The sequence below is a fragment of the Plectonema cf. radiosum LEGE 06105 genome, from assembly GCF_015207665.1.
In the GTDB taxonomy this organism is placed as follows: Bacteria; Cyanobacteriota; Cyanobacteriia; order Cyanobacteriales; family Nostocaceae; genus Rivularia; species Rivularia radiosa_A.
On record NZ_JADEWL010000009.1, the window covers coordinates 61,843 to 83,440 of the forward strand.

The 21,598-nt window shown below is 38.7% G+C and carries 22 protein-coding genes and 1 pseudogene; 9 read left to right on the forward strand and 14 right to left on the reverse strand.

All coding sequences use genetic code 11. The features are described 5' to 3' along the window. The first annotated feature begins 155 nt into the window (after positions 1-155). From IQ247_RS04600 to IQ247_RS04615, 4 genes are all read left to right on the forward strand, one after another. Positions 156-2,402 carry a GumC family protein gene (locus IQ247_RS04600; RefSeq protein WP_193917494.1) on the forward strand — a complete coding sequence of 749 codons (2,247 nt, stop codon included), beginning with the start codon at positions 156-158 and terminating at the stop codon, positions 2,400-2,402. A 238-nt stretch (positions 2,403-2,640) separates the two neighbouring features. Further along, complete coding sequence (locus IQ247_RS04605; protein ID WP_193917496.1) at positions 2,641-2,781, forward strand: hypothetical protein; 141 nt, start codon at positions 2,641-2,643, stop codon at positions 2,779-2,781. 223 nt (positions 2,782-3,004) lie between these two features. After that, on the forward strand, positions 3,005-3,259 hold the full coding sequence (locus IQ247_RS04610) for a type II toxin-antitoxin system ParD family antitoxin (protein ID WP_193917498.1): 255 nt from the start codon (positions 3,005-3,007) through the stop codon (positions 3,257-3,259). Beyond that, positions 3,259-3,582: a type II toxin-antitoxin system RelE/ParE family toxin gene (locus IQ247_RS04615; RefSeq protein ID WP_193917500.1), complete on the forward strand. Its 324-nt coding sequence runs from the start codon at positions 3,259-3,261 to the stop codon at positions 3,580-3,582. The genes IQ247_RS04610 and IQ247_RS04615 overlap by 1 nt, the downstream gene beginning before the upstream one ends. Positions 3,583-3,970: 388 nt before the next feature. Here IQ247_RS04615 and IQ247_RS04620 read toward each other — a convergent pair whose 3' ends face one another. After that, the gene (locus IQ247_RS04620) at positions 3,971-4,354 is read right to left on the reverse strand and encodes a type II toxin-antitoxin system VapC family toxin (protein WP_193917502.1); all 384 of its coding nucleotides are present in this window, start codon (positions 4,352-4,354) and stop codon (positions 3,971-3,973) included. Continuing rightward, the gene (locus IQ247_RS04625) at positions 4,351-4,578 is read right to left on the reverse strand and encodes a type II toxin-antitoxin system Phd/YefM family antitoxin (protein ID WP_193917504.1); all 228 of its coding nucleotides are present in this window, start codon (positions 4,576-4,578) and stop codon (positions 4,351-4,353) included. The genes IQ247_RS04620 and IQ247_RS04625 overlap by 4 nt, the downstream gene beginning before the upstream one ends. A 368-nt stretch (positions 4,579-4,946) precedes the next feature. On the opposite strand from IQ247_RS04625, the gene IQ247_RS33530 reads away from it, so the two are divergent. The 3 genes from IQ247_RS33530 to IQ247_RS04640 all read left to right on the forward strand — a co-directional run bounded on the left by IQ247_RS33530 (position 4,947) and on the right by IQ247_RS04640 (position 6,017). After that, a complete protein-coding gene (locus IQ247_RS33530) occupies positions 4,947-5,033 on the forward strand; it encodes a DUF4351 domain-containing protein (RefSeq protein WP_193917586.1) in 87 nt (28 codons plus the stop codon). Positions 5,034-5,500: 467 nt separating this feature from the next. Continuing rightward, the gene (locus IQ247_RS04635; RefSeq protein WP_193917506.1) at positions 5,501-5,755 is read left to right on the forward strand and encodes a type II toxin-antitoxin system Phd/YefM family antitoxin; all 255 of its coding nucleotides are present in this window, start codon (positions 5,501-5,503) and stop codon (positions 5,753-5,755) included. Further along, positions 5,748-6,017 (forward strand): Txe/YoeB family addiction module toxin, encoded by a 270-nt coding sequence (locus tag IQ247_RS04640; RefSeq protein ID WP_193917508.1) that lies wholly within the window; start codon positions 5,748-5,750, stop codon positions 6,015-6,017. Before IQ247_RS04635 ends, IQ247_RS04640 begins: the two co-directional genes overlap by 8 nt. 140 nt (positions 6,018-6,157) lie before the next feature. Here the strand turns inward: IQ247_RS04640 and IQ247_RS33535 are convergent, their stop codons facing one another. The 6 genes from IQ247_RS33535 to IQ247_RS04670 all read right to left on the reverse strand — a co-directional run bounded on the left by IQ247_RS33535 (position 6,158) and on the right by IQ247_RS04670 (position 12,918). Continuing rightward, positions 6,158-6,361 (reverse strand): type II toxin-antitoxin system VapC family toxin, encoded by a 204-nt coding sequence (locus IQ247_RS33535; RefSeq protein WP_193917588.1) that lies wholly within the window; start codon positions 6,359-6,361, stop codon positions 6,158-6,160. An 87-nt stretch (positions 6,362-6,448) separates the two neighbouring features. Continuing rightward, on the reverse strand, positions 6,449-6,658 hold the full coding sequence (locus IQ247_RS04650; RefSeq protein WP_193917510.1) for a hypothetical protein: 210 nt from the start codon (positions 6,656-6,658) through the stop codon (positions 6,449-6,451). Between the two features lie 153 nt (positions 6,659-6,811). Then, positions 6,812-6,997 (reverse strand): hypothetical protein, encoded by a 186-nt coding sequence (locus tag IQ247_RS04655; RefSeq protein ID WP_193917512.1) that lies wholly within the window; start codon positions 6,995-6,997, stop codon positions 6,812-6,814. Positions 6,998-7,480: 483 nt separating this feature from the next. Next, a complete protein-coding gene (locus tag IQ247_RS04660; RefSeq protein WP_193917514.1) occupies positions 7,481-10,675 on the reverse strand; it encodes a TIM-barrel domain-containing protein in 3,195 nt (1,064 codons plus the stop codon). Positions 10,676-10,808: 133 nt separating this feature from the next. After that, positions 10,809-11,513, reverse strand: a complete 705-nt coding sequence (locus IQ247_RS04665; protein WP_193917516.1) for a hypothetical protein — start codon at positions 11,511-11,513, stop codon at positions 10,809-10,811. Continuing rightward, entirely contained in the window at positions 11,485-12,918 is a 1,434-nt protein-coding gene (locus IQ247_RS04670) for an FG-GAP repeat domain-containing protein (RefSeq protein WP_228059472.1), read from the reverse strand. Before IQ247_RS04670 ends, IQ247_RS04665 begins: the two co-directional genes overlap by 29 nt. A gap of 476 nt (positions 12,919-13,394) precedes the next feature. Here IQ247_RS04670 and IQ247_RS04675 point away from each other — a divergent pair, with 476 nt between their 5' ends. Continuing rightward, positions 13,395-15,077: a lasso peptide biosynthesis B2 protein gene (locus tag IQ247_RS04675; RefSeq protein ID WP_193917518.1), complete on the forward strand. Its 1,683-nt coding sequence runs from the start codon at positions 13,395-13,397 to the stop codon at positions 15,075-15,077. Between the two features lie 165 nt (positions 15,078-15,242). Here the strand turns inward: IQ247_RS04675 and IQ247_RS04680 are convergent, their stop codons facing one another. Together IQ247_RS04680 and IQ247_RS04685 are read right to left on the reverse strand one after the other, a co-directional pair. Then, on the reverse strand, positions 15,243-15,641 hold the full coding sequence (locus tag IQ247_RS04680) for a hypothetical protein (RefSeq protein WP_193917520.1): 399 nt from the start codon (positions 15,639-15,641) through the stop codon (positions 15,243-15,245). 223 nt (positions 15,642-15,864) lie between these two features. Beyond that, positions 15,865-17,061, reverse strand: a complete 1,197-nt coding sequence (locus IQ247_RS04685) for a hypothetical protein (RefSeq protein WP_193917522.1) — start codon at positions 17,059-17,061, stop codon at positions 15,865-15,867. Between the two features lie 525 nt (positions 17,062-17,586). Here IQ247_RS04685 and IQ247_RS04690 point away from each other — a divergent pair. Beyond that, on the forward strand, positions 17,587-19,473 hold the full coding sequence (locus IQ247_RS04690) for an asparagine synthetase B family protein (protein ID WP_193917524.1): 1,887 nt from the start codon (positions 17,587-17,589) through the stop codon (positions 19,471-19,473). 452 nt (positions 19,474-19,925) lie between these two features. On the opposite strand, the pseudogene IQ247_RS32355 reads toward IQ247_RS04690, so the two are convergent. The 4 genes and pseudogenes from IQ247_RS32355 to IQ247_RS04705 all read right to left on the reverse strand — a co-directional run. Continuing rightward, positions 19,926-20,133: pseudogene (locus tag IQ247_RS32355) on the reverse strand (IS4 family transposase); the annotation flags it as partial. Positions 20,134-20,197: 64 nt separating this feature from the next. Beyond that, entirely contained in the window at positions 20,198-20,923 is a 726-nt protein-coding gene (locus IQ247_RS04695) for a hypothetical protein (RefSeq protein ID WP_193917526.1), read from the reverse strand. A gap of 120 nt (positions 20,924-21,043) precedes the next feature. Then, positions 21,044-21,232, reverse strand: a complete 189-nt coding sequence (locus IQ247_RS04700; RefSeq protein ID WP_193917528.1) for a DEAD/DEAH box helicase — start codon at positions 21,230-21,232, stop codon at positions 21,044-21,046. A 129-nt stretch (positions 21,233-21,361) separates the two neighbouring features. Further along, a complete protein-coding gene (locus IQ247_RS04705) occupies positions 21,362-21,535 on the reverse strand; it encodes a hypothetical protein (protein ID WP_193917530.1) in 174 nt (57 codons plus the stop codon). Between the last annotated feature and the right edge of the window lie 63 nt (positions 21,536-21,598).

Consider the following 21,598-nt stretch of genomic DNA (forward strand, 5'->3'; position numbering starts at 1 on the left):
AGCCTGTAAGCAATCGTTTTATTTAGACTAATACCGACTATTTATAAGATTTGGGTTCCCTAAGTACGCTTAATCTCAGAGCAGTCATCTATCACTAATGAATATGCTTTCTGGAACATAACTTTAATTAAATGTAATTTTAAAAGTGCGATCGCATGACTGAATATTTAGAAAAAAGTCCTTCCCAACAATCAAGAGTTGACTCCTGGGAACTTCGTCAGCTATTTTCGGTGCTGCGTCGTCGTTTATTTTTAATTATCCCTATTGCTTTAGTTATAACTGGTGGGGTGATGTACAGGGGATGGCTACAGACACCGATATACAGCCAAAAATTCCAATTATTTCTCGACTCAACAGCCGAAGGTGGTTTCAACCTGCTCTCGGAACAAAGACAGACATCATTTATCCCACCGCAGTTTCGAGATTTTAAGACGGAAATGGAGGTGTTGACGAGTTATAAGGTAATCTCTCCACTGTTACCGAAAATTCAAAGCCGCTATGCCGATTTAAATTATGACAAGCTTGTCAAAAACCTGAAGTTGAAGCATTTACAAGAAACTGCAATTATAGAAGTTAGTTATCAGGATACCGATCCAGAAAAAATTAAATTTATTTTAAACCAGCTCAAACAGGCTTATACTGATTATTCCTTAAATAAATTAAAAAGCAGTACTACTCAGGCACAAAAGCTAGTTGACACTCAATTACCCGATTTGAAAAAGCGTGTAGACAGACTCCAAGGAGAACTACAGATATTTCGACGTAAATATAATCTTGTAGATCCCCAACAGCAAAGTCAAATATTAAGCGAACGTTTGGCAAATGCTTTACAGCAAAAACAAGAAGCTTTAACCCTGCTAGGGGAGACTCAATCTGCTTTTGACAGCTTACAGGGGGAGTTGGGAATAGATATTAAACAAGCGCGGGTAATTTCGATCTTAAGTGATGCACCTCGTTATTTAGCTCTGCAACAACAACTTCAAGAGCTTGAGAATAAACTTGCAACTGACTCAACCAGGTTAACAAGTAGTCATCCTGCAATTAGCGATTTGCTGGAAAAAAGGCAGCGTATATTATCTTTGATTAGACAAGAAGTTGTAGCTGTTTTAGGTATTGAAACTCTTAGAGAACTCAATATTACAGAACTCAAGCAACTTCCAGCAATTTCTGCTCAACAATCGAGTCGCTTGCTACTTACACAGAAGTTAATTGAAACAGCCACTCAATTACAGGGATTGCAAACCAGACTCAAATATTTGGCTGCAATCGAAAACCAGACTCGTAAAGATTTACAACAGTTTGCAGCAGTTATTCGTCAGTATACTGACTTGAATCGAAAGTTAGAAATTGGCAACGAAAGTTTAAGTCGATTTCTCACCGCTAAAGAAAACCTCCAGATTGAAACCGCTCGCAAAGTTTCCCCTTGGCAAGTAATTTCTCAAATTGAAGCACCAAAACAACCAATATCACCCAATATTCCCCGCGATTTGGTTTTAGGTGGAATCGCTGGTGTATTAGCTGGGGTGGGAGTTGCGATTATTGTGGGAAAGCTAGATAATAAATATCATTCCCCCGAAGAACTGCAAAACGATACGGGACAGACCTTTTTAGGGACAATTCCTTATCACAAACAGTTAAAAACAGCCCCAACTCAACTATCTCGTAATGGAACTTTGTCTAATTCTGCTTATTGGGAAGCTTATATATCCCTACAGACGAATTTAGATTTTCTCGAACCTGACAAACCGTTGAAATCTTTAGTTATCAGTTCGGCTTTACCAGGAGAAGGTAAATCAACTATTTCTTTATACTTAGCTAAAATTGCAGCAGCGATGGGTAAGCGAGTTCTGCTCATAGATGCCGACTTGCGTAATCCAACCATTCACCGCTACATTGATTTGACGAATACGTGGGGTTTATCTAACGCTATTTCCGGTGTTGCAGAAGCCCAAGATTTAATTCAGACTTTACCCGAAGAAGAAAATTTATCCGTACTCACAGCAGGACAAACTCCTCCCAATCCAGCGCGTTTACTTGCTTCTAGTAAGATGAAAGATTTGCTCTTAGATTTTCAAAGCAAGTATGATTTAGTAATTATTGACACCCCGCCATTACATGGTTTTGCGGATGCTAAATATGTGGTAAGTCAAGCTGATGGCTTAATGATGGTAGTTGGTTTGGATAAAACAGAAAAACCAGCAGTCAGACAGGTGTTAAAAGACTTGGAGCTTTCGCATATTAATTTATTAGGAATTGTTGCTAACGGTGTCAAAGGTTATAAGCCCAGTTATTCGGGTTATTACGATTATTACTATAACAAGGGTAAAGATGCTAACGAGCGTTATGAATTGATTGCTGCGGTTAGTAGCAAAGAGCAGGGTGTGGGAAGGGAGGAGAAATAAAAAGCCTCTCTGCCTAAAAAAGCTACGGTGTACACACATCTCGTTCGATCCCCCTAAATCCCCCGCTAATTTGGGGGACTTTGAATCCTATTCCCCCCTCTTTCTAAGGGGGCTAGGGGGGATCAAAATACTATGAAATAATTGTGAATATTCTCGGAATTAACGCTTTTTATTCCAATATTGTTAAATACTTCTTTTAACAAGAATGAACCTATTTTATGTAAACCGGAGTCAGCTAATGAATCAAGTAACTTCTATTATTAACCAAATATCTATCCCAGAAAACGTCTTCGCGCAAGAAGTTAATGGTGAGATAGTCATCTTAAATATAGACTCGGAGACTTACTACAGCTTAAATCCCGTGGGAAGTCGGATGTGATTATCGTTGACATAGCAATGCGACATTTACACTGAGAGGATAATTTAGCTGCGTTAGGAAAGGTGTGTGTTCTTCCCGAAGGGAAGCAGCTACGCTATGGCATTTTGGATGATGTTGCCCAGTTGAAAGAGTAATAGTAAAATGCGGTAGAATATTTTTGGCAAAATTTGGCAAATAATGTCAAAATAGTTTTATTGAAACACCCCTATTTTTTTTGGTTACTATGAGTACAATGAACATTTCTTTACCCGAACCAATGCGGGCATTTATAGAAGAACAAGTTAAACAAAAGGGTTACAGCACTGCTAGTGAATATATTCGCCATTTGATTCGTACTGAGCAAGAAAATCTAGAAAACAAGCGTTTAGAAACACTGTTGCTTGAAGGTTTAGACAGTGGTGAAAAAATCGAAATTAGCGATGAATGGTGGGAGAAGAAAAGGAAGGAATTACGAGAGCGTTTGCGTCAAGAAAAATAATGACACTACGGATTTTTATTACTCCCAAGGCAAATATTGATATTGATAATTTGTTTAACTACATTGCTCAGAACAATACTGATGCGGCTTTAAAGTTTTTTGATGCAGCCCGAAATACTATTGCCAAGTTAGCTAAAAATCCTGGTTTAGGAAGTCTTTATAATATAAATAATTCTCGTTTACAAGGTTTGCGTAAATGGGGTATTAAAGGCTTTGAAAAGTATCTAATTTTTTATATGGTGTCAGAAGAATTACTAACTATAGTACGTATTATTCATGCTAGCCGAGATATTCCAACTATCTTGGGAGAAGAAGAATCTTAGTTAGTAAGTTGGGTTAAACGCTAGTGAAACCCAACAATATTAAGTTTCTGCTTGTTGGGTTTTGTTCCTCAATCCAACAAAGTCGTTATGAAATAGCCTAATATAGGCGCAGTTTAAAATAATTATTGCATTTTTGTTATATTCGAGATTAGAGAATGTAATAGGCGTACTAACATCAATTCAAAGTTTATAAAATCTCCAGAAAATGGTTGATATAATTAGTTTTCTTTTTTGAATAGTTAGGAATAATAAAATGGTGCGTGACGGCAATATTAATCTTTTTTATTATGATTAATAATTTTTCGTAGCCGTCACGCACCCTACTAACTATGATGAAAATAGCGGCTAAATATTACAAATGGGCTACCTGCTCTCGTAAATCCCTTGACTACCAAATTCTACTTACAAAGTAGCTATCAAATCCAACGTCTGCACTAATAATTGAAACTTTCTCTGTCATTGCTTGTGCAATAAGTAATCTATCATATGGGTCACGATGATGTAGTGGCAATGTAGTGTAAATAGCTAAATTTGCTATTTTAATCGGCAAAATTTCAATATCATTAAGCGCAAGTTGTTCGGGGATAAAATTCTCGTAGTTATTTGGGAGCGTAAGTTTACCAATATTAACTTTAATCGCTATCTCCCATAGATTAACAATGCTTACCCATAAGTCGTTATCTGATTCCAACAAGCTCTTGGCATTAGCGCTCAACTTCGGACTATCATGAATAAACCACAAAAATGTGTGAGTATCAATAAGAAACCTCATTCCATATACTCACGAAGTTCTTCTAAAGGTGCATCAAAATCATCAGACATCCAAATCAGTCCTTTAGCGCTCCCCGATTGCCGTCGTTTTTTTGGTTGATTTACACGAACTATTTTTAAAATCGGCTCATTGTCCTGAGTAATCACAACTTCGTTACCATCAAGCACTGTTTGAAACAAAATTTCAGGAGAATTTGTAGCTTGAGATATATCGACTTGATGCATATCAACTCAATATTAAATAAATTAGTCTACTATTACATCATAATATAGGCGTTGCCTATCGAAGGTATGAAAATTATTTCGTTTGATTTAAAAATTCTTAGCGATGGCAAGTAAGTAGCAGATAGTAGGTAGGTTGGGTTAAGCGTTAGTTAGTAGGTTGGGTTAAGCGTTAGCGCAACCCAACACGGCTGCGGGGTTACTCTACGACAAAGCTGAGCCGCACCCTTCGGGTGTATCGCCGCCCTATGTCCGATAGGACACGTTCCGCTAACAGGCGACGCAAGCAACAGCTTGCTGACTCGTTAGAGTAACGCTTACAATCCGTATTGCTTCGCAACGCTGACGCTAACAACCCAACCTACTAACTTATTGATTCTCAATCAGGGGAAGCGTTGCTTGATTTTTCTAGTATGGCTGATTTACAAGTTTGGCTTGAGGAAAATGTAAGTCGTTAGGTCATTTAAGGTAGGTTGATTGTTAGTTGAGTTTACAGTTTTTTGTATGTCGTAATCCAACCTACTAACTACCCAAAAACGTTTTGGTAAACTTCGGGAAAGTTTGGTGGAAAATATTAATTAAATTGATGATGTTGTGGTTATGGAAAGTTTGGTTGTGGAAACAATAGCACGTTAATTCTCCGGAAGATTTTCAACAATTTATTGATTCTCAATCACCGGATAATGGTTGATTTAAATTAGTTTGATTTTTTGAATAATTCGGAATAAAAGAATGGTGCGTGACGGCAATGTTAACATTTTTCGTTGTTATTAATAATTTCTCGTAGCCGTCACACACCCTACCAACTAGTCACACACCCAGAACCGGAAAAATGTGCCAGTTGCGGCAATTCCTAATAGAATTTGCTCTAACTAACACATCTTACCGTGCTATACTTGTACAAGTAAGCAGACAAGTACAGCAAATGAGAGTAATAACCTTTAGCGAAGCAAGAAACAAACTCAAAGCCATATTAGATCAAGTTGTAAATGACGCGGATTACACTATAATTACTAGGCGAGATGCCAACGACGCTGTAGTTATGTCTCTTGAGTATTTTAATAGCTTGCTTGAAACAGTTTATTTATTAAAGTCTCCGGCGAATGCAGCTCATTTAGAGCGTTCCATTGCTCAGTACAAGCAAGGTCAGGTAGTAGAGAAAAGCCTACTAGATGAGTAATCGCAAATTAGCCTGGACTAATGAGGCTTGGAAAGATTATATCTATTGGCAAAGTCAAGATAAAAAGACTTTAAAAAGAATTAATAAACTGATAAAAGTTGCTAAAAACCTCCCTTTCGAGGGAATTGGAAAACCTGAACATTTGAAAGAAAATTTATCCGGGTTTTGGTCGCGTCGTATCGATGACACCCATCGTCTTGTCTATGCTGTAGATGATGATTACTTTACAATTATTTCTTGTCGCTATCATTATCAGCCGTAGTGAGTGTACTAAGTGGTGCAATAAGCTGCTACGCATTTAATTTGTATAGTACAAGATCGCAAGATGTAAGCCCTCCGGGCAGGCTGCGCCAACGCACTACCATCTTTTCAGATTTTTGTATTATCCAATTTAGCTGCACATCAGCTTATCTGGGAATATTCCTCAACAAGTTGTTTGGCTTCGGGTAGTTTACCAACGCGATATTTAGTAGCAATTTCCCAAGCGGAAGCACTACTGACAATGATGCGATTATCTCGGTTGCGAATTATTTCTCGGCAATTAGTACCGAGTTTTGGGTCGTCAAAGAGCCACCATAAAAGAATATGGGTATCAATTAGGTTGATTGTTAGTTGAGTTTACAGTTTATTGTGCGTCGTAATCCAACCTACTAACTATTCAAAAACGTTTTGGTAAACTTCGGGAAAGTTTCCCTATACGATATTTGGTAGCAATTTCCCAAACAACAGCCTCAACCTGCAAATCGCGCCATAAATGAAAGATAAATCGCCTATAGTTGTAACTGCTTGATTCGGAGTATTTGTTGATATCCCTTGTCCATCATCTGCAAAATTATTTAAATAAAATCCTGTTGCAGTATTTGCTATTTTCACAATACTAACAATACTATTGAACCAACCCATAATTTTCTCCTTGTTTTCTTTATTTAATATTGAGAATTAGACTATTTGAACGTAGAGACGAAATTGAATTGATTTTTCCACTTTCGCCTCTCTACATCTTTAAGACGATTCCAATCGTCAATTCCTGAATTTTTCGAGTTAGAACACTTTTATCTAACTTAAATCTGTGAAATTAAAGAATCCGTCGATATCGATAGCAATAACCGTTGACTTAGTTGTATTGTTGATTTTGCCGTGCTTCCTTAATGTAGGTGGTTGATAAGGAAGCCGATTATTATCTTGTTTTTCGGAATGATTCTCTTGTTGAGATTCGTTTTTATCTTTAGCTTCTTCAGCCATAATTTAATTCCTCAATATACAAAGTTAATTTCGTTTTCAATCGTCACGAATGTCATTCGGAGCAGATTGTTTTGGGCTACTTCAGCCTTGAACAATGATTCCTGACTATGGAAGCGCGATTTCGTAATCCCGTCATCTTGAAGATAGTATTTGCTTTCGCTTAAAGTGCGGTCAATTTTCACTCTCGTCTGCTACCTTTGTTAATTATGTTTTTATCAGGGAGCAATTTTCTATTTCCACAATCGTCATTTTTCTCCGTAAGCGATCGCATATAAAAGTATAAAAGAAACCTACTCGCAAATCGCCTGTTATCTAGTGCGATCGCTACTATTTTAGAACGGGAGCAACCGTAAAAAAATAAGTATCTAAGTTCTATAATCACCATAACCCCCTTAGTAAAAGAGGGCCATGGGTAAGTCAATTATTTATCTCGATGATGATTTAGCGCAAGCAAATCTAACTTAAAACGCGATCGCCATTTTCTTAGAAATATTCTGCGCTTATAGAAAGCGACGGGCTGTTATCAAATACTTTGATGAAACTAATATCGATGTTCTCGTTGTAATACCAGGCATTCTTTTGTGAATTGCTAAGTTGGTTAGCTCGCTCTTCGGCATTCCCGTTTGTAATTAATGGAATTTCTCGATCGTCTATGCTAATGCTCCTCAATGGAGATGAATTTCTTCTGTTATTTAGGTCCCTTGTAGGTAATTCAGATGGGTCGTGCATTATCGCAACAAAGAAATATTTCTCAGGTGGCGTGTAATTGTCATGCACGCGCCCGATGTCAATGATGCGTGTTTTCTTGTCGGTTTTATTGTCCAAACTTGGGTCAGGGTAGCCACTATGCGTGATAACTACTTCGCGATATTCTCCCTTACCCATTTTGTCACTTCCGGGTAATTTTTCTCTTGGTGGTGCGGAAGAACGGCTTACTCCGTCATCTAAGTACATAGTGTAAGTCGCTTGGACAGCAAATTTTTTACCCACCTCGTCGTCAGCAACATTTGTGGACTCGCCAGGATAGATATTAATGGTAATTGGATTTCCATCTGGGTAGAGTTCTGGATGTTCTTGACGTTCACCAACATACTGTTCGATCTCAATGGTAGGAATAATTGCTCCCGCACGCACGTACATCGGTACAATGAAGTTAATGTGGTTGGGGTTATTACTTAGATGAGCATCGAACTCACGGATGGTAGTACCGCCTTCTACTGCATTATCCAGTGGCTGTCGGTTATTTTTAAAGCAATACCAATTACTGTTTGTAGGGAGATAAATATCTCGTTTGCCGCGACAGTTGTTCTCTTGATCGAGTATGGGAGCTACAAGCAAATCTCGACCGACAAAGAACTGATCGTCTAAAAATTCAATCTTGTCATTGTAGAGTGACTTATCTTGTGGATCGTTGAGGAACATGGGGCGGCAGATTGGCTTTCCATTAAGGCAATTCTCGAACATCGCATCGTAGAATAACTGGAGAAGTCGATACCGCAATTCAATGTAGTATTTGCTAACAGGAAGAACCATGCGATATTGCTCTTGCGGTTCGGGTAGGTTGCCACCTTTATATTGGTTAAACCATTCTTCGTACATAAACGGCTCTTGAAATTCCTTCCGCCCTTTCCGCATATAGTGATTGCGGAACCAAGGAAGGAAAGCACCTACCGCCGTCCATCGCATTAGTAATTCTGGGCCTGCCCAATGTTGCGAGTCATTCTCAGCCTCGAAGCCACCGATATCCTGACCGCAGATTGACATTCCGCACATTCCCAAGGAAATAACTTGCGCTACATTCATCTTGAGGAAATCCCAACTCGAACTGTTGTCCCCCGTCCACAATGCTGCGAAGCGGTGCATTCCAGTAAAACTACCGCGTCCGACAATAAAATTGCGTTTGTTTTTTCGCTCTCCAAGGGTATCAGGAAAATTCTCGGCGAGACAGTTTAATCCGTGATATGTGGCTTTGTGGAGGTTGTAAGAATACAAATTCCACATTTTTATAAATGGGGTCTGCTTGGAAGGTTCGTCCGAAAGAAAATCATCAGTCACTAGCAGTCGGAAAGGAAAACTCCGCATATCTCCTCGGGTAGGACGGATAGCTGGTGTCGTCATATCCTGCCAGACAAACTCTAAACCCATCTCAAAGAGATACTTGTATTGTTTACCCCACCATTCGCGTACTTCTGAGCGCCCTAAGTCTGGGTAATGACCTGGTGTACCCAAATCGAATCCTTGGGGATTGCCATAAAAGACTTCCCCGGTATAAGGTTTACCGTCATTATAGTTCGGACGGTTCGGTGGATTAAAATATTCGCCACCGCCGCTGTAATCTTGATACCACCATGATGCAGTTTGTTCTGCGTTATGGCGCTTATCGAGAACAAAATGATTGTTTTCCAATCCCTCTTTATAGGTTTGGTAATTTGGATCTTTATTACTAATGATGGGTGTGATATTTGTGCTACATTTAATTCCCTTTTCTTTTAACCAAGCAAACATACGTTTAGGATCGGGGAATTTCTGTTCGTTAATCGTGAAGGTTTGATAATTGTTTTGTACGTCTACATCTATGTGCAAACCGTCGAGTGGTATGCCGTAATTCCGATACTTCTGAACAACCCATTCGAGATCGCTGCGTTTTTCATACCCATAACATCCTTGATGGTATCCCAAGGAATAGCGGGGTTTTAAGCGAGAGCGACCTACAATCGAAGTAAAGCCATCTAAAATTTCAGCAGCAGTATTGCCCAGGAAGAAGTAATAGTCAAGATCGCCGAAGCGAGTTCCAAACATATATCGACCAGAATTAGCGTAGCCGATATCAACCAATACTTGAGCGGGGTTGTCAATGTAAATGCCGTAGACGCTATCTTCGTTAGGAACGCCGTTAAATTCCAGGAAGAAAGGATCGGAATGGTAAAGGGGTTCTCGATTATCCAAAGGTCCGACATTATAAACCTGTCGATAGCGCATATTGTCAAAATTGAAATAGTTGACTTGCTCTGTATTTTTAGACAGGGATTTTCCCCCTTGTTCCCCAAACCCAATATATTTAGCGGTTGCTGGTTTTTCAATCGCCTGAATAATGGCGTAATCTTCTTTTTCGGAGCCGTTGAAAGTGTAGTAAATTCCGCTATCTGCGGTTTCCCACACTTTAAAAACTTCTTGCGAGGCAGGATTATGCTTGTTTGTGTAGTTGAAGACTTCAATTTTGAAGGGATTGTAAGTAACAACTACCTTCATTGCCTGTTTGAGATTTCCATCTCCAAATTGATCGTATTTGGTGACTAACTCAATTCCATCTTGATTATCTTTTGACTCTATTGAGAATGGCTCTTGCTTTTCTAAAGTAGTTCTTAAGTGTTTAAGTTCGTCGTGAACAACAGAACGGGTATTTTTCCGAGAGTAATCTTCAGCGCTTTTGAAGGGGTTAAAGCGAGTTCTGAAAATATCTTTATGAAGAAAATGAACAAGCATAGAGCAAGATATTTGTGCTTCTGCATTATCAAACTCGATGCTTAAAGTCTTGTTTTCAGAATCGAAGGATGCAGAAACAACTTGCTCAAGTTTTTGCCACTTTTTGTAATCAGCAAAGTATTCTTCAACTTTAACAAATCGATAGGAATGCTGCTTAGAAATAGAAATTTCGTTAGTCTTAAGTGAATCAGTCATGGAAATCTCCAAACTATAAATCGAGATAAAAAACAGAAATGTACTTACTCATATTCCACTACTTAATATCTAAGAGAAAAATATCTGGGCATATTAAGTAAGAGAAATTTTTCATCACACCTTAATAGGTGGTTTAAATCGGGTGATATTCAATCGCCATCCAAATACAATCTGTATCGGAGTAATACTGGTGCCAGGGATAGTTATACTGCTGGCGATCGCGAACTTGACAAAAAGGAAGAAAAGTGGTGTATCCAGGACTCATCAATACATCTTCATAGAGAGTCCCAAAATCATCCTCTTTGAATTTCTGCATTCTTCCCTGCCCAAAAACCTGGGTATGTATCTCTATAAAGTCATGTTGGTTGTGGATAGCACAGTCGGTATGGGAAGGGGCAAACCATAAGTTGACTTTGACACAGAATTTTTCTTTTTGAAGGGGCTTGCTCAATTGTCTTGTCATCAAATACGGATCGATTTCTACAATTCCCGCTTCAACTTGAGGAGAACGCCATAAAGGTATATCTTTAGGAAAGTTATCAATAAGATTACCTAATAAACCCCAGTTTTGCTCAAAGATGATCTTGCCGATATTATTAGTCTCTACCACCTCAAGCAAAAGCAAGGATTCTGCTTCTTTGATGATGGTGTCTTTAAGAATGGTAGATGAGAAAGCGGGAATAATGCTGGTATGAGCTTCCTTGAGGTAAGCATCTGAATTTTGGGGGTTTATGGCGATAGTACCGTTGTGAATGAAATAGTTTTCGACATTTTCAACGTACTTTGCATCTATGTAGGCACCAGAAAAGTTAAGCTGTTTGACTTGGTTGGTTTGCATTAATTTTTGAGGGGGAATTAAAGGATTGATTAACTAAGTCCCAACTTAAGCTATCGCTGTCTTTGACATCCTTATACGGAGCAAAGTCGTTGTAATAAACAACAATAGATGGATTTTCCGCAGTATAATATCCGGCAACAGAATAACCGATAGTGGCAAAATCCAAGCGCCCATCACCATTAAAATCAGCAACAGCTATACGAGCCGCAGAATCGGATGAGACACGCCATTTTGCAAAGACACCATTTTTTACGTCTATAGCTTTGTAGTAAAAAACACCTTGCCAAGGCATGGGACCTCGGAGAGCAACGAGAAACTCATCGTCTCCATCGTTATCAAAATCTGCACAAATCACGAAATGTCCTGGACCTTCTCCAATCGGATTGGGATTGTCGTAGACATCGAGTACGACTCTTTCCCATTGACAACCCGTTAGAGAATTTTTACTCTCGTTAGTTTCTTCTCTTTTATAGTAAACGGCCACTGTGTTGCCATGAAACGGTTCCACCGTTGGAATGTAAGCAAAAGCATCGTCTCCTACTTTGCCTACATCAACATTACCACTACCTTTAAAACCTGTTTTATTCACTTGGCTCATCTCGCCCGTACCGAGGGACTCGCCATACCATACGTTATCCTCGGGACTGAAATAAATCCAGGTAATCCCTTCTTCAGAAGCAATCAGAGCAGAATCAAGATTAGAGCCGAATTTGTTGCCATACTTCTTGATGGATACACCGTGAATCACATGGAAGTAAATTAAACGCCCATCTCCATCATTAGGATTTGGCTTTTTCTTATGTTCATCGTAGTATTTTTTGTCATAGATTTTAAGTCTTTCCTCTTTCCACTCTTTAGCTCCGTAGAGGTCATCCGGCTGAGTAAATAGTACTGTCGGTGTAATAGAGTGGACATCATTTGGTCTGCCAACAATCGGCAATGCCAGAACTTGAAGTTTGCTTGACTGTGTAAAATAGCCTACCTTCAAACGGTGCATCGAAGTGGCTCTGCCAATGTAGTGACTTTTCCAATAAGGTTCACAATTACCTGGATTTTCAAGCCAGACAATTTTCCCACCTTCGGGATCGCAATTCACCATTGTTTGTCCGTATTGGTAACAAATGACGATATCGTTACGTCCATCACCGTTAACATCGGTATGATGCATCCCAACCGGGCCAAGATATTTGGCAATTAGTGTCTTTTTCCAATCATTGTTTCGATACCAATTTACTTCACCTTGTCCAAGTCCATATCCTATGATATCTGGTTTCGAGTCACCATTAATGTTGACTGCTTCAATCCAGTAACCGTCTTGACGAAAATCTTCAACAAGCTGCCGTCTGAATTTAGGGATCGGAAATTTGTCCATAATCGTTTTAAGACTGATTAGTAAAAGTGTCAATTTGTAACTTGCTGGTTAGACGAAGTTGAATATATTTTTCTCTTTCGCCTCTCCACTTTTAAGACGATTCCACTCATCAATTCCTGAATTTGTTGAGTTAGAAACTTTTTCTCTAACTATTCTCATCTTGAAATTCGCTCTTATCTTTGACTTTTTCAGCCATAATTAATTCTTCCTAATTATTTTTGAGACTGACTAATCAAATCAACTATTGCTATTTTTTATACGCTTCGCTTAGCATCAAGCTACTTGCCTGCTAATTCAAGCCAACAAATACTAATAGTGGCTGATGTTTTATCAGCACCACATCAGTGTAATTACTTAAATTAATCTTGTAGCTTTTGTGTCTTTACATATCAAAGTCGATTATGAGAGTAAATTCCTAAATTTTTTGATATTTAGTTTAATCTAGGTTTACACGATAAGGAAATACAGTGGTTTTCACTAGTCATATTCTTCTTACCAGTAGGAAATTCATGGTATTAACTTCAATAATTCAAAAAACCCACACTTGGAGAAAATTTTCCCTCCAGGAACGTTACCTTCTTCTCCAAGCATTGATATTACTTCCCTTGATTCATTTATCTTTAAATCTTTGGGAATTCAAACGCACTTATTCCCTTTTGAGGAATATAGGGAAGAAGGAATGGGGAATAGTAAAAGATGAAAATTTGATTTCTTGCCAAATACTCACCACAGTAAATATGGTGAAAATAGCAGCGAAATACTACAATTGGGCTACCTGCTTGAGAAAATCCTTAGCGCTATGGTTTTTACTACGTCGTCAGGGAATCCCAACCGAATTGCAAATTGGTACGAGGTTTGATAAAGAAGAGTTTCAGGCTCATGCTTGGGTAGAATATCAAGGGTATGTGGTTGGCGATCGCCCTCAAGTAAAACAGTATTTTGCAAGCTTCGAGAATCTAAATTTTAATCTCAGTAACCAACTTCCTACATATAAGCCAGAAATAGAAATATTGTTGTGCTGTACTAATATCCACACCGACACAACTGCATCCGAGCGCATAGAAAGCTTACTTCAAAAAGATATTGATTGGAATTATCTCCTACAACAAGCTTGTCACCACGGAGTTTTTCTTCTGTTGTATCAAAATTTGGTTAAATATTACCCCGAAAGCATTCCCAAAGAAATCCAGCCTCAGTTACAAGCATATTGTCAAATTAAAACTGCCCGCAATCTTTTTCTGAGCAAAAAACTTTGTCAAATTCTCGAACTATTCGAGAAGAATAACATCAAAGCAATTCCCTTTAAAGGTGCTGTTCTCGCTGCTTCGGCTTATCAAAATTTAACGAAACGGGAGTTTTGCGATATTGATTTAATCATCAAACAAGAAGACTTTTCCAAAGTTCAAGATATATTAACTTCTCAAAATTATCAACCCCGTAGCCAACTACAACCTTGGGGACAGGATTTTAAGAATAAAGATGATAGCATTCATATTGATATTCACTGGCAATTAGCTCCTTCGTGCTTTCCTTACCGAGTTGATTTTGAACAACTTTGGCAGCGTTGCGAAACCGTATCAATTTTAAATCAACAAGTAATTAATCTTTCAATGGAAGATTTGTTATTAATTTTGTGCCTACAAATCGTTAAAGATGCTCACTTCCGTCAAGAAAAGCTCAAGCAAGTCTACGATATTGCCCAACTTATAAATAATAGTAAATTGAATTGGAAATTAGTAATTCAACGTGCTAGAGATTTGGGTAGTGAAAGATTACTTTTGTTTGGCTTAGGTATAGCTAATAGGCTTTTACAAGTAGAAATGCCGGAAGAATTACAGCAGAAGATAGAAGATGATTTGATAGTTAATTTATATTTAGATAGTGTTGTGGAACAGTTATTTGCTAAAGAAGATAAACAACATCAACTATTCGGAATCTTTCGTCAGGGATTTATATATGGAATATATGGATTTATTTTAAGGGCTTTTATTTTGCTAGATAATTCAAAGTTGATAGGAAAGCATAATAGATATTTGATTGGGCATTTATTTAGCTATATATTTAACCCAAATTCAAATGATTTAAAATATGTTTCGCTTCCTGGATTATTATATATTTTATATTATTTAGTTAGACCGATCCGTTTGGGGTTGAAGTTTTTGAATCCGCGTTTAAAAATAAATTATCATTGAGTCCAATAAAGACCTAACCCCCAGCCCCTTCCCTGCCAGGGAAGGGGAGTAAGAATCAAAGCCTCTCTCCTCGTAGGAGAGAGGTTTGGAGAGAGGTCATAACTGTATTACATACAAGTGAAAACCGCTGTATATTCGCCGGATACTTTTATAACTTGCAACCTTTTACCAAGCCCGACTACCTTGACTATTTCCAACTGCTTCTACTTGTTGATTAATATTGCTCAAAAATGTATTAGATTCTTGCAGCAAATTATTAAACTCCACGCAACCTTCACCAGCGTTACAATTGCGATAAGCATCTCTTAATTTTTGGGAAAGTTGTTCGGCTTGCTCTGCGGTTTCTTTACTAACTGTATTCCCTTCAAATGAATTAGGCAGATTGTGATTAAATACATTATTCCCGGAAACATCCGATTGATTATTCACTGGAACAGGATTATTAAAAACATTATTTCCCGTAACATCTGACTGATTGTTTTGAGCATGAGCGGGAATAGAAATTAAGCCAATCACAGCAACAGTTGCACCTGCAATTAAATTAAGCGATATATTCTTTTGCATGAAATTATAATCCTTTTAAAGTGTGTTAATTTTTCATAGAGAATCTGGAGTTTTAATACAATCGTTACAATTAATTTGCGTAGTGGGAGCATCTTGCTCCCTGGTTGTAAATAGCGAGCGAGACGCATATCCTTACGGACACGTTTTGCTAACGCATTACTAACTGTCTGTGAATTCCACAGAAATGACTATAACTCCCAAATTCTCTATCTTTTTATTTTCCTCAAAATTTAAAGGAAAAGCCAGTACCAATAACAAAGCGTGTACCATCACCAGCACCAGTTATATCTCGTAAAGCTGGGGTAATAACTAAGGGAATATTGGGAAATGGTGCTACGCTGACTCCTACACCCAAATCTTGTCCAGTCCATTCTGCTATGATGCTGGCTGATTTGACTGCTCGAACTGCAACGCTACCAAATACGCTTATTTCATCGTCACCATCAAAAACTGCTTCTTCAGTCCGAAATTGTCCTCCACCCACACCAAGAGTCACAGCAACTCGGCTAAAAGGTGAGTCGAGTTTTTCTTGGGTACGGATAATTTTAGTAGCAACTCCGTAGAGGGATTGTTCAAAGTTGTTTTCGTCTCCAATATTGAGAAAACCATTCCAACCAACCGCTACACCCACATCACCCGGTAACTGACGATGTACTTTAACGTTAAAACCACCGCTACCAAAGTCGCGGTTGCGTCCAAAACTAGCTAAGGTGTAAGAAAGTTCCACACCTACGGATTTACGCGAATCCCCCAAACCAACACCGACGCCTAAACCCAAATCATCATCGTTAGAAAAACGACCTCTTTCTTGGTAGCTAGCGCTGACAAAACCAGTATTGCGATCGCCACCGAAACCAGTCGGAACGTATATGCTAAAACCCGGTGAATAAAAGAATGAGGGAATTTCAATATCTTTTACCGCATCTAGCTGGTTGAGTATGTTTTCTACATCTTGTGGAGATGTATTCTGTGCTTGAATTAACTTATTATCCGTTGAATTTATTTCAGTGTTTTCTCGGTTGATATCTGTAAGATTATCCGTTGCTAAAAATTCCGGCTCTGAGATATTTTGAGAATCTAGAATTGTGGTTTGAACTTGATTCGTGGACTCAGAAAAATAATTCTTGGTGGATTTTGCAATCCGTTTGCTAGCTTTGAGTCGTTTAATCAAATTAGCTTGTTGAAGATTATCAAATAATTCATCAGATTCTGAATGATTTACCAATTGGGTAATATCTGATAATTCTTTTTTCAGAGGTTTTTTGTTTAGATAGAAAACATCGGTGTTGATGCTTTGTGGTTTGACGTTATTTAACTTTAGAGTTTCTAATGTATCAATATTTTCCTTAAACTCCGTAGCTTTTACTGGAGTGATTTGAGCAACTGCGGTAACAGCAAGTGCAATAGTTGGAATAAACAATGATTTTCGATATTGTAAAAAATAATTTAGCTGACTTATAGGAATCACGGTTAATTTATTTATGCTATTTTGGACGAATCCATATCTCACACCAAGAGATATGATTAAACTTATACAGTTATGGCTTGGATATCCGGAAATATCAACTTTTATGTAGGGAATAGGGAATGGGGAATGGGGAATAGGGTTGGAGGCAGTAACCTCACCCCTTCCCCTCTCCTTATAAAAGAGAGGGGTATTTAAGATTTCAATTTCTGAGTTTTTCCGGTCAAAGACCTTTTTTTACTGAAAAATTGCTGTAGTTATGACTTCTGTTTAATTAAAAACTTAATCAATAACTCGCCAAAGTCAGTAAAAACAGTTATAACAGAAACCGCACATATAACAATTTTTACCATAAAGCAAGTTATAACTTATTAAAGTTATACCAATAACTACAATTTCCACAACGGATACTTTCTGTAAAAAACAGATATCCCTTTATTCCCCATTCCCCATTCCCTATTCCCTTCTAAAAAAAATCCTATGAGCGGTATTATCAGTCTAATCAATCTCAACAACCAACCCGTTAACCAATCCCTCCTCCGTGGAATGACCGACTATATGGCGTTTCGCGGACCCGATGCTCGTCAAACATGGCACAAAGATAACATCGGGTTGGGACATACTTTATTGCGGACAACCTCGGAGCAAGAACACGAACGACAGCCTTTTACTTTAGATGAGCGAGTATGGATTGTTGCCGATGTCCGTTTGGATGGACGCAAAGAGCTAGTGGTGGCTTTACAAGCAAGGGGTAGAGTTATTGATGAAAAATCGCCCGATGTGGAGTTACTTTTACACGCTTATCACGTTTGGGATACAGATTGTGTAAACCATCTACAGGGAGATTTTGTTTTTATTATCTGGGATGAAAGACAGCAAAGACTGTTTTGCGGACGCGACCAGTTTGGTATATTGCCGTTTTACTATGCTCAAGTTAACAATAATCTGATTTGCAGTAATACTCTCAACTGTATTCGCTTACATCCCCAAATATCGACGGATTTAAACCAGCAAGCTGTAGGGGATTTCCTCACCAGGGGAATGAATATGGAATGGGATACGACTATTTTCAATGATATAAAAAGGCTTCCCCCCGCTCACACTTTAACTTGGCAAGCAGGACAATCAAACCCGCAAGAATTAACCATACAAAAATATTGGCAATTACCCCGCATTCAACCTTTAATCTTCTACAAGAAACCCCAAGAATATGTAGAGCATTTTTCCGAACTCTTCGAGCAAGCAGTTAGCGACAGATTGCGGACAAATCGCATTGCTACCCATGTTAGCGGGGGAATGGATTCTACGAGTATTGCGGCGATGGCAAATCAGGTACTCTTAGAAAGAGGAAAACCCTGTGATTTTCAAGCATTTACCGTGAGAGACCGTTTAATGATGCCAGAGGAAGATTCCTTTGCGAGCATGGTAGCTCATTATATCGGTATTCCCTTAAATGTAGTCAATGCCGAAGGTAAGGTTTGCAACGCACCAACAGCAAAACTTCAATCCCCACTACCCGAACCCGGTGGTATTCCCGGACGCAGTGGTGGTAGCGATTTAACCCAACGCTGTGCTGACTATGCGCGGGTTGTCTTAACCGGATTTGGTGGCGACCCCGGTTTGCGATTTGGTGAATTCGACTTTTTGGTGTGGTGGAAACACGGTTTGCGTCGGGAGATATTCCAGGTGCTGGGACATCATTTACGAACCCATCGCTCTGGGAAATTATACTTACGACAAGGGAGAGCTTATTGGCGAAAAATTACCAAGCAGAAAGTTGAATTTCCCACTTGGTTTAATACCGATTTCGTCAAACAACTGGATTTACAGCAACGAGACGAGCAAATTAACGCTGAATGCATAGATTATATCGCTCGCTACGGAATGGCTAATACTCCATTTTGGTCAAATATCTTTGAAAAAGCTGACCCCGGTTCTACGGGAATTCCCATCAAGTCTTATTATCCCTTCTTCGATTTGCGCTTGGTTAACTTTATGGTGTCAATTCCCCCGATTCCTTGGTTAGTTAATAAAAATATCCTCCGCTATTCTATGAAAGGTAAGTTACCAGAAGCTGTTCGTACACGTCCGAAAATTGTCTTTAAAGCACCGGAAGAATATATTCAGGGGATGCGGGAAAGTGTCGGGTTATGGGCTGGGGATTTGTTGAGGAATACTCCTGGTTTGTCAGATTATGTAAATATTGATGAGTTATTGGAGTGTTTGGAGTCTGAGGAAATTGATACTCAGAAATTGATGGGGTTAGAGAAAACTTTAACCGTTGCTTATTGGTTGCAGAGTTTGCAGGAAGATACGCGGTTTGATGGTGTTGATTTTGGTGATAGGGTTCTTTGTGGGGTGGGTTAACTGATATCTTGCACCATTCTCAATTAACCGTACCGCCAACTAGCGAAACTTATATACAGACTGAGTTTGCGAACTAAACAATGTAACTGCTTAATTTCAATAATAACCAGCAGTACTACAAGGTTTGGAAATAAAGTGAGTAATGCTAACTTAGATATAGCGGTTTTCGGTTGAGTAGAATACATTCTTGTGGGATGGGCATCCTTGCCCGTCCGAATTCCATCAATCCTTTCTGTATTGCATCCAAGTGAAAAGCGCTATAGTTCACCCCAATCGGGAAGAACAGTATTTCCTGACCATAGAGATGCTAAGTGTGCTAAAAAGTAAGCGATAAAAGAAAACACGAACCATCTGTAAACACCCAGTAAAGTATTTTGACCAAAATTATCTAAACAGAAACGGCGTTTAGCTAGTTTAAAAAAGCTCTCAATAACAATACCTTCGCCAATTTATCAGGGTTGAATGGATGTAGAAACATTATGTATACAACCTACAGAAGTAAGCTTGCCAATAAACCTGAGCCTATTTTATTGGCTCAGGTTTATTGGCAAGCATTTTTAACATTTCACGAACATATCGAAAACCCCGACAATAAGCCTTGAGATCAACAAGTCCAGAGTAGGGATTATCTTGACGAAAATGGGACAGAAGATAATAGGTTGATTTTTAGCACTTGCTCGCGCTGGTGCAGCTACATCACACCTAGCTCATGCCCTGGGGATGACTACGGGTAGGCTAATTCCACCCCTCCTATCATTTCTATTATCTTGTTTCTATCATTTGTCCCCTGAGAATTATAGTACCTGTCAGCAAACCATCTGTTTACTCCAACTCCAGTACTAAATTCATTTAAAACATTATTTTCAGACTGCATAGTTCCCTCAATAACTATTCCAAGACTTACACATATAGCTCTAGGTACATTCGGAAATCCAGGCGCAGGAGGATTAAACCCATGTGTTCGATAGATTAGACGCGAATTGGGTATATTATTCGGATTAAAACTCATAGTTGGCAATCCTGATGTCGCACCCCGATTGACAAGACGTTGTAAGACAGCTTCATACCCCCTATGCAACTTATTCAAATTGTGCGTAATCGGAGTCAGATAAGCGGCTTCATCCCCACGACCTCCGCACTCACCATTAACCAAATGTCCTTGTACCCAATTAGAATCGTCTGGTCCTGGGCTATTTGGCATATGTCCATTAAGTCCTGAAGGATTAGAGAAATCCGCAGATCTTAAGTCATTTTGAGTCGCATAGATAAGCTGTCCCCAAGTTCCATAGTTGTTGATAACAGGTCCAAATCTATAAGAGAAACCACCTGCGATATTGTTTCCAAAAGCTTGATTTGACAAATCTGACCAGCCATTGACGTTTCCATCATCGGTAACGTTATCATTATTTCCTGCGTACCAATTATTAACTGGCATAGGAGTTAACCTCAATTATAAATATTTGATTCAATTACTTTTAAGACGATTCCAATCGTCAATTTCTGATTTTTTTGAGTTAGAAAGTTGTTTCCTAATTACTCGATTTAGGTGCTTCGCAAAATAAACCTGAAATTAGCTAATATCGGCAAGGGAGAATGGGTCAAATAAATCAGCAAATCCCGGAACAGCTGCATTATTCGTTGCATTATTGATTTTGCCATGCTTTCGTAATGTAGGTGGCGAATAGGGAAGGCGATTATCCACTTTTTCAGATTGATTTTCTTCTTGGGATTCGCTTTTCTCTTTAGCTTCTTCAGTCATAGTTAGTTCCTCGGTTTTTGAGATTGATTGCTGATTTTGTTATTTGGTGGGGAGACGAAATTGGATTTATTTTTTCCTCAAAATATGGTGCGTGACAGCAATATTCACATTTTTCGTTATTGTTAATAATTAATTGTAGCCGTCGCGCAATGGCAATAATGCGGGAAGAAAATCTACACCGCATTTTGCCTCCCCTACAAAAATACGTTTTGCGCTTTGATACATATTAGTTTTACCGAAGAGGTTGTTGGGTTGAGATTTACCACATATTTCTAATGATGAAGCAAAGTTAGTAAAGCTCAACCCAACCTACTGACTGCTAACCCCAAAAGCGCCATCGCAGTAGCACGTAACACAAGGGAAACA

Excerpts from the sequence above, each read along its gene's own strand:
- IQ247_RS04625 (WP_193917504.1), bottom strand. The coding sequence starts at position 4,578 with ATGCATCAAGTCGATATATCTCAAGCTACAAATTCTCCTGAAATTTTG.
- IQ247_RS04620 (WP_193917502.1), bottom strand. The coding sequence starts at position 4,354 with ATGAGGTTTCTTATTGATACTCACACATTTTTGTGGTTTATTCATGAT.
- IQ247_RS04650 (WP_193917510.1), bottom strand. The coding sequence starts at position 6,658 with ATGGGTTGGTTCAATAGTATTGTTAGTATTGTGAAAATAGCAAATACT.
- IQ247_RS04690 (WP_193917524.1), top strand. The coding sequence starts at position 17,587 with ATGAGCGGTATTATCAGTCTAATCAATCTCAACAACCAACCCGTTAAC.
- IQ247_RS04610 (WP_193917498.1), top strand. The coding sequence starts at position 3,005 with ATGAGTACAATGAACATTTCTTTACCCGAACCAATGCGGGCATTTATA.
- IQ247_RS04655 (WP_193917512.1), bottom strand. The coding sequence starts at position 6,997 with ATGGCTGAAGAAGCTAAAGATAAAAACGAATCTCAACAAGAGAATCAT.
- IQ247_RS04675 (WP_193917518.1), top strand. The coding sequence starts at position 13,395 with ATGGTATTAACTTCAATAATTCAAAAAACCCACACTTGGAGAAAATTT.
- IQ247_RS04665 (WP_193917516.1), bottom strand. The coding sequence starts at position 11,513 with ATGCAAACCAACCAAGTCAAACAGCTTAACTTTTCTGGTGCCTACATA.
- IQ247_RS04660 (WP_193917514.1), bottom strand. The coding sequence starts at position 10,675 with ATGACTGATTCACTTAAGACTAACGAAATTTCTATTTCTAAGCAGCAT.
- IQ247_RS04615 (WP_193917500.1), top strand. The coding sequence starts at position 3,259 with ATGACACTACGGATTTTTATTACTCCCAAGGCAAATATTGATATTGAT.
- IQ247_RS04680 (WP_193917520.1), bottom strand. The coding sequence starts at position 15,641 with ATGCAAAAGAATATATCGCTTAATTTAATTGCAGGTGCAACTGTTGCT.
- IQ247_RS04635 (WP_193917506.1), top strand. The coding sequence starts at position 5,501 with ATGAGAGTAATAACCTTTAGCGAAGCAAGAAACAAACTCAAAGCCATA.
- IQ247_RS04605 (WP_193917496.1), top strand. The coding sequence starts at position 2,641 with ATGAATCAAGTAACTTCTATTATTAACCAAATATCTATCCCAGAAAAC.
- IQ247_RS04700 (WP_193917528.1), bottom strand. The coding sequence starts at position 21,232 with ATGACTGAAGAAGCTAAAGAGAAAAGCGAATCCCAAGAAGAAAATCAA.
- IQ247_RS04600 (WP_193917494.1), top strand. The coding sequence starts at position 156 with ATGACTGAATATTTAGAAAAAAGTCCTTCCCAACAATCAAGAGTTGAC.
- IQ247_RS04640 (WP_193917508.1), top strand. The coding sequence starts at position 5,748 with ATGAGTAATCGCAAATTAGCCTGGACTAATGAGGCTTGGAAAGATTAT.